Origin of the sequence: Catellatospora sp. NPDC049133, assembly GCF_040648455.1 — a bacterium.
GTDB lineage: Bacteria > Actinomycetota > Actinomycetes > Mycobacteriales > Micromonosporaceae > Catellatospora > Catellatospora aurea.
The window spans coordinates 169,984-178,088 of the sequence record NZ_JBEZDT010000016.1 but is presented as its reverse complement, the minus strand read 5'-3'; the positions used below and the strand labels follow the sequence as shown (position 1 = coordinate 178,088).

Annotated in this window: 10 protein-coding genes; 5 read left to right on the top strand and 5 right to left on the bottom strand. The window is 70.9% G+C overall.

The features are described 5' to 3' along the window. The 3 genes from AB0B35_RS20140 to AB0B35_RS20130 all read right to left on the bottom strand — a co-directional run. A partial coding sequence (locus AB0B35_RS20140; protein WP_361047502.1) for an MFS transporter occupies window positions 1–556 on the bottom strand: 556 nt, incomplete at its 3' end. Further along, window positions 553–1,827 carry an ATP-grasp domain-containing protein gene (locus tag AB0B35_RS20135; protein ID WP_361047500.1) on the bottom strand — a complete coding sequence of 425 codons (1,275 nt, stop codon included), beginning with the start codon at window positions 1,825–1,827 and terminating at the stop codon, window positions 553–555. The genes AB0B35_RS20135 and AB0B35_RS20140, both read right to left, overlap by 4 nt. Window positions 1,828–1,838: 11 nt before the next feature. Further along, window positions 1,839–2,042: a hypothetical protein gene (locus tag AB0B35_RS20130; RefSeq protein WP_361047497.1), complete on the bottom strand. Its 204-nt coding sequence runs from the start codon at window positions 2,040–2,042 to the stop codon at window positions 1,839–1,841. A gap of 97 nt (window positions 2,043–2,139) precedes the next feature. On the opposite strand from AB0B35_RS20130, the gene AB0B35_RS20125 reads away from it, so the two are divergent. The 5 genes from AB0B35_RS20125 to AB0B35_RS20105 all read left to right on the top strand — a co-directional run bounded on the left by AB0B35_RS20125 (window position 2,140) and on the right by AB0B35_RS20105 (window position 5,844). Then, the gene (locus tag AB0B35_RS20125) at window positions 2,140–2,643 is read left to right on the top strand and encodes a peptidoglycan-binding domain-containing protein (protein ID WP_361047495.1); all 504 of its coding nucleotides are present in this window, start codon (window positions 2,140–2,142) and stop codon (window positions 2,641–2,643) included. Window positions 2,644–2,683: 40 nt separating this feature from the next. Then, window positions 2,684–2,935, top strand: a complete 252-nt coding sequence (locus AB0B35_RS20120; RefSeq protein WP_361047492.1) for a hypothetical protein — start codon at window positions 2,684–2,686, stop codon at window positions 2,933–2,935. A 28-nt stretch (window positions 2,936–2,963) separates the two neighbouring features. Then, window positions 2,964–3,488: a peptidoglycan-binding domain-containing protein gene (locus AB0B35_RS20115; protein ID WP_361047490.1), complete on the top strand. Its 525-nt coding sequence runs from the start codon at window positions 2,964–2,966 to the stop codon at window positions 3,486–3,488. Window positions 3,489–3,768: 280 nt separating this feature from the next. Continuing rightward, the gene (locus AB0B35_RS20110; protein WP_361047488.1) at window positions 3,769–4,284 is read left to right on the top strand and encodes a peptidoglycan-binding domain-containing protein; all 516 of its coding nucleotides are present in this window, start codon (window positions 3,769–3,771) and stop codon (window positions 4,282–4,284) included. 108 nt (window positions 4,285–4,392) lie between these two features. Beyond that, window positions 4,393–5,844 carry a hypothetical protein gene (locus AB0B35_RS20105; protein WP_361047485.1) on the top strand — a complete coding sequence of 484 codons (1,452 nt, stop codon included), beginning with the start codon at window positions 4,393–4,395 and terminating at the stop codon, window positions 5,842–5,844. Window positions 5,845–5,932: 88 nt separating this feature from the next. On the opposite strand, the gene AB0B35_RS20100 is transcribed toward AB0B35_RS20105, so the two are convergent. Further along, complete coding sequence (locus AB0B35_RS20100) at window positions 5,933–6,865, bottom strand: DMT family transporter (protein WP_361047483.1); 933 nt, start codon at window positions 6,863–6,865, stop codon at window positions 5,933–5,935. Then, window positions 6,862–8,013, bottom strand: coding sequence for a pyridoxal-dependent decarboxylase (locus tag AB0B35_RS20095; RefSeq protein WP_361047480.1), 1,152 nt, complete (start codon window positions 8,011–8,013; stop codon window positions 6,862–6,864). Before AB0B35_RS20095 ends, AB0B35_RS20100 begins: the two co-directional genes overlap by 4 nt. Window positions 8,014–8,105: the final 92 nt, after the last annotated feature.

The window sequence follows — 8,105 nt, the reverse complement described above, 5'->3', positions numbered from 1 at the left end:
CGAACAGAGCGCCGAAGGCCCGCTCGGCAAGCAACCCTCCGAGCGCACAGGACAGCATCCGAGAGGCGTTCATGACCAGGTACAACAAGCCGAGCGCTCGTCCGCGGCCCTCGGGGTCGACGGCGTCGGTCATGGCCGCCTGGACCGCGGGCCGGTACAAGTCGAAGGTTGCTCCGACGAAGAACGCCGTGGCGATCAGCGGCCCGTATCCGTGGACTGCGCCGAGCGCGAGGTAGGCGCTGGCGGCGCCGAGGGCGCTGGCGATGATGACCGTGCGGCGGCCGAGGCGGTCGGCGAGCCAGCCGCCGATGGGCATGGACAGCGCCCATCCGGCGCCGAAGGAAGTCATGACCACCCCGATCTGGGCGGGGTTCAGGCCGCGGTCGACGGTGAGCCAGTAGCCGAGGAAAGGCACGACGAAGAAGCCGAGCCGGGCCAGCCCGATGCCGGTGAACAGGACCCAGAAGGTGCGGGGCAGCCCGCCGAAGCGGGCTGCCCACCATCCTTGTGCCGGTTCGGTCGTCTGCGTGGCATCCGGGGCGAGTGCGGTGGTCACGCGCCCACCGCCAGTGGTTCCTCCACGCGGATCGCGTACCAGTCCGCGACGTCGTCCATGAGGGCCAGGACATCGCCGGTGGCGTCTGCGTGGAGGAAGACGTAGCCAGCGAGGCCGCCCCACAGTCCGGTGCCGGTCGGGCCGCCGGTCCCGCCGACGGCGGCGACGACGGTGGCGTCGATGACGCCGCGGTGGCGCAGCAGGGCCTCGCGCTGGACGACCTGGGTGATCCGGCCGGGCGGGACGGCGGTGCCGGCCCAGCCGAAGACGCCTGCGGCCGGGCGCGGGTTGGCGGTGACCAGGTCGCCGACGGCGTGCTGGGCCAGCATGGCTGGCACGTCGAGTCCGTAGGCATGGCCGAGGGTGGGCTGGATGCCGCCGCCGCCGGGCCGGGCTGCGATCTCGCCGAGCAGCCATCGTCCGTCGGTGCTCCTGTAGACCTCGGCGTGGCTGAAGCCGTCGTGCAGGCCCAGCGTGCGGGCTGCGCGGTCGGCGATGGCCGCGACGGTGGAGCCGTCGCGGCTGCCGGGGTCGAGCAGGACCGAACCCAGCGTGGCGCCCATGCCGCGCAGCGGCGGGACGTTGTACCGGCCGGGGACGTGGTAGACGGGCTGGCCACCTCTCCAGAAGCCGTCGCAGTGGTACTCGGTGTCGATGTCGATGTACTCCTCGACGAGGAACTGTCCCTGCTCGGCGAGGCTGTGGAACGCGGTCTCGGCGCTGAACATGGCTCCGGCGTCGAGCCTGCGGCTGAACACGTTCTCGCGCATGGTCTGCAGGTGGGCGAAACTGCGCACGACGTAGGTGTTGGTGGAGGCGAACCCGGACAGCGGCTTCACGACCACCGGGTAGCCGCCGAGTTCGCCGGCCGCGCCGTGTACGTCGTCGACGCTGCGCACGATGCGGTGGCGGGCCACCGGAACACCCGCGCGGGCCAGACGGGTCTTCATCACCGCCTTGTCGGTGAAGCCGAGCGCCTCGGACATGCGCTGGCCAGGAAGGTCGAGCAGGTCGCGCAGGAATCCTGCGGCGACGAGGGCTCCTTCCCACAGGGTGGCGATCCGGTCGACGCGTCCGCGCAGGTCTCGCGCGAGGTCGGCGAGCTCGCCGAAGGCGTGCCAGTGCGACACGGTGACCATCTCGTAGCCGGGCGGGTCCGCCATCCGCACGGCGGCGACCGGCTTGGTCAGGCAGACGATCACCTCCTTTCCGTCTGCCTGCAGACGGTCCTCGATGACGGTCGTGTGGTTGGACAGCACGAGTGTGGCCACGGGTTTCTCCCTCATTCCATACAGCCCGCGACGGGCAGGTCTCCTGCCAGCGCGGTCTTCCACGGTTTGCGGCTGTGCGGCGCGTGCGCGGTCGTCGTCGCCGCTCCGGGCTGGTCGCCGTCGCCGTTGAGTTCGGCCATCGCCTGGATCCATCGCCGGTAGGCGACGGTGTCAGCCGGGTCGGGCCGCACGAGCACATCGGATGGCAGCTCCATCAAGACCCCTTTACGTTACGACGCACGGTCTTATATCGTCGGTACGTTATCCGGTTTTACGTACGCACGTAAGACACTAGACGCAGACGGGGGACTCATGAAGCTCGAATCGGGCAAGCCGCACCCGCGCCGCTGGGGTGCGCGCGTGCTGGCGGTCGGCGCAGCCCTGGCCGCCGCGATCGCGGTGAGCCTGGCAGCGGCCGCGCCCGCCCAGGCGGCCACGCCCACGTGCAACGGCACGGGGGCGTACTACCGCAACGGCGGCGACACGGCCACGTTCGTGGCCACCTACACCGCCAACGGCAGCGAGACCTGGCGCTGCTCGATGCGCTACGGCCTGGGCACCACGGGGAAGTTCTCCTACGCGGTCCTGCAGCTGCAGGACTCCCTCAACCTCTGCTACGGCAAGGTCATCGGTGGCCGGATCGGCGCCGATGGGGAGTTCGGCACCCAGACCAAGAACGCTCTCGTCAAGGTCCAGCGCGCGCTGGGCATCACCGCCGACGGCGTCTACGGGCCGCAGACCGCGGCTGCCATGCAGCACTGGTCCTGGAGCTACACGCCGTACGGGCTCTACTACGTCTGCCTGCGGCTGCCGTGACGACGCCGACCGCACAGACCCGCGCGCGGGGGAGCCGAGCGTGAATGTCGAACATACGACGGCGCTACTCCCGCCAGGTTGGCTTCGGCCCGAAGGTCCCGCCGCAGCGCCTCGGCTCGCGCTGGCTGGCCGCCGCCGCAAAGGCGTCCACCGGGCACCGCGGCGGCGGATCTGGCATCTCTGCGGCCTGGCCTTCACGACGGCGCTGATCGCCGCCGGGACGTCGGTGGCCGTCAGCGCGCCCGAGCCGCCTCCCCAGCTGTCCTACCTCACCAACCACTGCCCGGCCTGACGCCGGGACCGATCACGGGGGAAAGACCATGCTGTCCAACGACTACGTCGGCACCGGACGCACCGACTCGACTTCCCGCCCGGCCAAGCCGCGCCGTCTGCTCACCGGGGTGGCCGCCGTCGTGGCCGCAACGCTGATGAGCGCTGTGGGTGTGCTGGTCACCGCGCCGGCCGCGCATGCCGCCACCGCGCCGCGGTGCAACAGCTCGGCGACGGTGCAGGCCGACTGGCGCACCCAGGTCGTGATGCCGGTCGCCACGACGACGACCACGCCCATCTTCGAGTGCACCATCGCCTACGGCGAGACGGGCACCGAGGTAAAGGTCCTCCAGTCGACGCTCAACCGCTGCTACAAGAGCGTCATCGGGACCGCGCTGGTCGTCGACGGTCAGTTCGGGTCGAAGACGCAGGCCGCGCTGATCAAGGCGCAGCGCAGCGAGTGGCTGCCGCAGACCGGCAAGTACACCGGGGCCGAGGCCTGGAACATGAAGTTCTTCGGCATGAGGGGCCTCGGTCTCGGCTGCTACGAGCTGGAAGGGCCCGTGCTGGGTTAACGGCCGCCGACATCGGCGCAGCGCCGTCACCACCGCTCGGCCAGGCACGACACGACGACGTGCGGCACCGCCCGCGGGCCGCCGCCGGTCGGCTTCCAGTTCGGGGCCTGGCACCAGATCCGATCAACCGCGCCGCCGTCCACCGGCAGTGCTCCCGGGCTCGGCCTGGGGCGGCTGCGCACTACACGGGGAGATCAAGGTGAATGTCGAAGAAGCGATCGCGGTACGCGTACCAGACGGGGTTCGGCCAACGCCGGCCGTTCCAGGCTCCGGGGTGCCGATGGGTTCGCCCACCGCAGGCCGTCGCCCGAAGCGGGGCTGGCGCCGCACGGTCGGGCTGAGCCTGGTCGCCGCGCTCATGGCGGCCGTCGGGGTCCTGGCCACCGCGCCGGCCGCCCATGCGGCCACTCCGAAGTGCGACGGGTGGGCCTTCGTCCAGGGCACCCACCTGTTCGACTGGGACATCGTCGTCCCGGCCGTCTCGACGATGCCGGTCAAGCACTTCGGGGGCGGCTGGGACGAGATCAAGTGCGAGATCCGGTACGGCGACGTCGGCTGGCAGGTCAAGCGACTGCAGCAGACCCTGAACGGCTGCTACGGCTGGCTGGGCATCAAGCTGACGGTCGACGGGCACTTCGGCACGAACACCAAGAACGCGCTGATCAAGGCCCAGAAGAACAGCCGGATCACCGCCGACGGCGTGTACGGGCCGAAGACCGCCACCACCATCTCGCATCCCAAGTCGACCTACACCATGACCAACAAGGACTGGTTCTGCGCCCCCTACCGGCCGTAACCGATCCTGCCGACAGCGGCCGGGCCCTCACCGCGGGCCCGGCCGCTGTCGCTTGTCCCGCCCGGCAACTCGGTTGCCGCCTGGCTGCCGACCGACGAACCTTGCCCGGTGAGCACCGCGATCCCCACCCACGCCGACGTCGTGGCAGCCGTCAGCGCGTACGCCCCGGCCGAGCTGCTGCCCGCCCTAGCCCGCGCGTCCAATGCCCAGCTGTCGCGCGGCGACTCCCCGGCGCTGCCGCGCCCCTGGTCCATCGCGTCGCTGGCCCGTGAATGCATCGCCTACAGCGGCCCTTCGCAGACGGGGCGCATCACCGGCGCGGGTCTGGTGCGACTCGGCCAGCTCGACCTCAACCAGGCCGACCCGATCCTCACTGACGTCACGCCGGCAGCAGCCGACTCGCTGGCGGTGCGTTACCTCTACCAGCAGGTGCCGTTCGGCGCGTTCCAGCCGTTGGCCGAGCTGGCCAGGCTGGTCGCGGTCTGCGATCACGCCGACGCCGATTACGCGGCCCTCGACCTGGAGGTGATCCGGGAACAGACCTGGGTGGACCTGCTCGGTATGCCACTGCGGACCTTCGTGCGGGCCGCCTTCGTGGTCTTCTCCCTGGCTCGGCAGGCCAACGGGGTCTTCGACCCGGCGCAGTTGGCCGACCCGGACCTGACCCGCTTCGGCGTGACCGCCGAGCAGGCGTTGCACGTGTTCCACAACATGCTCGCCGCCGAGCTGCCCGCGCTGCAGCAGCGGTGCGCCGCCGATCGCGCGTCCGACCCCGCGATGCGTCGGCTCGACTTCAATCCGCTGGCCAGCACCCCGTTCGTTGGCCTGGGCGGCGGCCGGTATGTCGCACCGTCCATGCACCTGGTCGAGAAGCGGATCAGCCTGACCGCGATTTACCACCTCGGCGTGGCCAAGTACCGGACCAAGTTCGCCCGCGACCTGGGCAAGCTCACCGAGGCGTACGTCGGCCGGCAGCTCGACCAGCTCTCTCATGACGCCCTCGTTCCCGAGCAGCCCTACGGCAGCCGCAAGAACCGTGGCAAGACCTGCGACTGGGTGCTGTCGATGGGCGGGATCGCGACCATCGTGGAGTGCAAGAGCGCACGCGTGCCGCTGTACGGCCAGCGCGACTTCGACAGCCACCTCGCCGCGGTCGGCCGCGACGTCGGCGCCAGCCTCGCCGGCCAGGTCCCGGTCACCGCAGAGCTGATCCGCTCCGGCGACGCGGTCTTCTCCGGCTTCGATCTGCCGACTGACGTGTGCGCGATCGTCGTCACGGCCGACCCCTTCCTCATGGTCAACAGCGAGTTCTATCGCAGTCAGCTGCCCGACCCGGGCTGCCCGCACGCCGTGCTGTCGCTGGGGGAGGTCGAGTGGTTCGTCGCCACGGTGCTGGCAGGCGCCGACGCAGGCAGCCTGATCCGCGAACTGACGAACACGCAAGTGCGGGTCGAGTCAGTGCTGGCCGCAGCCTCGCGGCGTTCCGGCGTCGACCATCCGGTCAACCCGTTGCTCATGGCTACCTTCGACCAGATGCTCACGATCGGGCCGGCCGCCTGACCGCACCGGCCGATGGGGCACCGGATTCCGCAGAATCGCCTCGCGCCGGCGTCTGGACTCCAGAGCAGGCCCGGCCGCCCGGCGGCCGTTACAGCGAGGCCTGCGGGCCGAAACCTCGCCGACGTTTCGGCGGAGCCAGGCCCATCACGAGCCCAGCGGCCACCACGGCCACACCGAGGACTTCGGACGGCTGCGGCCAGGCACCGTGCTGCACCGCGGCGGTCGCCACCGTGGCCACCGGCACCCAGCTGATCGTGATGCCCGCGTGGTCGACACCGATCTCATCGACGCCCCGGAACCACCAGACGAACGCCACCGCAGTGAGCACGACCGCGAGGAAGCCGATCGCCGCGCCCTGCGCGGCGGTCGGCAACCGCCAGCTGCTCACCTCGCCGCTCACCAGCGCGGTGGCCACGAACAGCGGCACCGCAGCCATGCTGCTGCCCGCGGCGACAGCCACGGCATCGAGCTCGGCCATCAGGCCCGCTGCCCAGATCGTGAACGCCATATCGGCGACCAGCGCGCCCGCCGCGCAGAGCACGCCGACGGTGTCGGTGCGGCCACCGCCGTGGACCACGGCGGTTCCGGCAGCCACGATCCCCGCCGCCGCCAGAAGCCGGACCGCCGGCGCGCGGCCGCGCAGCAGCGGGCCGCACACGGCCATTCCTATCGGGGCGCAGCCCAACACCGTGGCGACGACTGCCGGATCGGCTCGGCGCAGAGACTCGAACAGCAGCAGGTTGAACGGCACGAGGCTGCCGCCGACCAGCGCGAGCCGCAGCCACTGTTCAGCGCGGATGCCTCGCAGCAGGGCTCGGCCCGACAGGGCCGCAATGTAGATGAGCACGAGCGCGGCCAGACCGTATCGCAGTGCCTGGCTGAGGGAGGTCGGATAGCCGAGAAGGAGCTGGTTGATCGGGAACGACGCCCCCAGTGTGATCATGGCGCTGCTGCAGAGGGCGAACCCCCGCGCCGACGCGGACCACGCCTGACGACCCCGGTGCGGAAGCGCGACGGTCATCGGACGCCCGCCGACTCCAGCACCAGCGCACCCTCGGCTGAGCCGCCCGGCTGCGGCAGGGCCGCCACGAAAGCATCCACGTGGCGGCGGGTCACCCCGGGAAGACACACCAGGCGGGTCCATCCGCCCGCGTCTGGCAGGCCCCACTGCTCGGCGACGGGCGTCGGCGGGCAGCGCAGCACGACCGTGAGGGCATGGGGATGCCGCCACGCCGGCCAGCCCGCGTCCACCAGCGCCTGTTCGGCGTAGTCGGCAACCGCTTCGGCACGGCTCGCCCGCGCTCGCAGTCCCGCGACACCGTGGCGGCGCATCACCTCCCACAGCAGCAGCGCGAGATGGCCGGTGGCGGGGTCCGGCACCTGGTGCCCGCTGCCGCCGACGTGGCCTTTGACCAGCAGGATGCCGCAGGGCAGCAGCGTTGACAGGAACTTGTGCCCGGATACCACGACGGAGTCGGCACCGTCTGCGAAGTCGAAGCCGGGTCGTCCCATCGGATCGCGCAGGGCCAGCGGTATGCCGCTGAATGCCGCATCGACGTGCACAAAACGATCTGCGATCCCGAGCCTGTGGCAGACCGCCACGATCCGGTGGAGGTCGTCGACCGCCTCCGTCAGCGGAGTTCCGGCGGTGGCCACGATGACCGGCCTGCGGTGCCGGTGCTGGGCGAGCCTGGCCTCCAGGTCGCCGTAGTCCATCTCGCCGCGGCTGGTCGATGCGACGACCGCGGTCGGCATGGACAGCAGTTCAGCCGCTGCCGCGACACTCGCGTGAGCTGCGGTCGAGCGCAGCACGATGGCCTCCGGGTACCGCTCACGTGCGGTGCGCAGCGCGTGCAGCGTCCCCGCCGCCGATCCGTGTGTCACGTACCCGCGCCATCGGTCGGCCGGCGCCCGAAGCAGTTCCGCCATCAGGTCGAGCACGACATTCTGCAGGGCCCTGCCCGCATCCGTACGGGTACGGGCGGAGTCGAGCAGGCACTGGGTCAGCAGCGCGGCGACCTGGGGATGGCTCAGGTCCGATGTCAACTGGTCGCCAAGCGTGCGTCGCGCGCCGACCGAGCGCTGCCGGACCGCCTCCACGTCGGCGCCAATGCGGCGCGCGCTTGCTGCCCAGAACAGACCGCTGGCCGAGCGGTCCGCCCGGTGCACGAGTTCAACCATGCCATCCCCCCGAAATCATGCTTACGTAATGACGTTAACAGCCTTTACGGCATGTCGTATACGCCGTCGGCTCGACTCGG

Bases quoted from the DNA above. Each gene is read 5' to 3' on its own strand.
- AB0B35_RS20130 (WP_361047497.1), bottom strand. From the start codon at position 2,042: ATGGAGCTGCCATCCGATGTGCTCGTGCGGCCCGACCCGGCTGACACC.
- AB0B35_RS20125 (WP_361047495.1), top strand. From the start codon at position 2,140: ATGAAGCTCGAATCGGGCAAGCCGCACCCGCGCCGCTGGGGTGCGCGC.
- AB0B35_RS20115 (WP_361047490.1), top strand. From the start codon at position 2,964: ATGCTGTCCAACGACTACGTCGGCACCGGACGCACCGACTCGACTTCC.
- AB0B35_RS20110 (WP_361047488.1), top strand. From the start codon at position 3,769: ATGGGTTCGCCCACCGCAGGCCGTCGCCCGAAGCGGGGCTGGCGCCGC.
- AB0B35_RS20100 (WP_361047483.1), bottom strand. From the start codon at position 6,865: ATGACCGTCGCGCTTCCGCACCGGGGTCGTCAGGCGTGGTCCGCGTCG.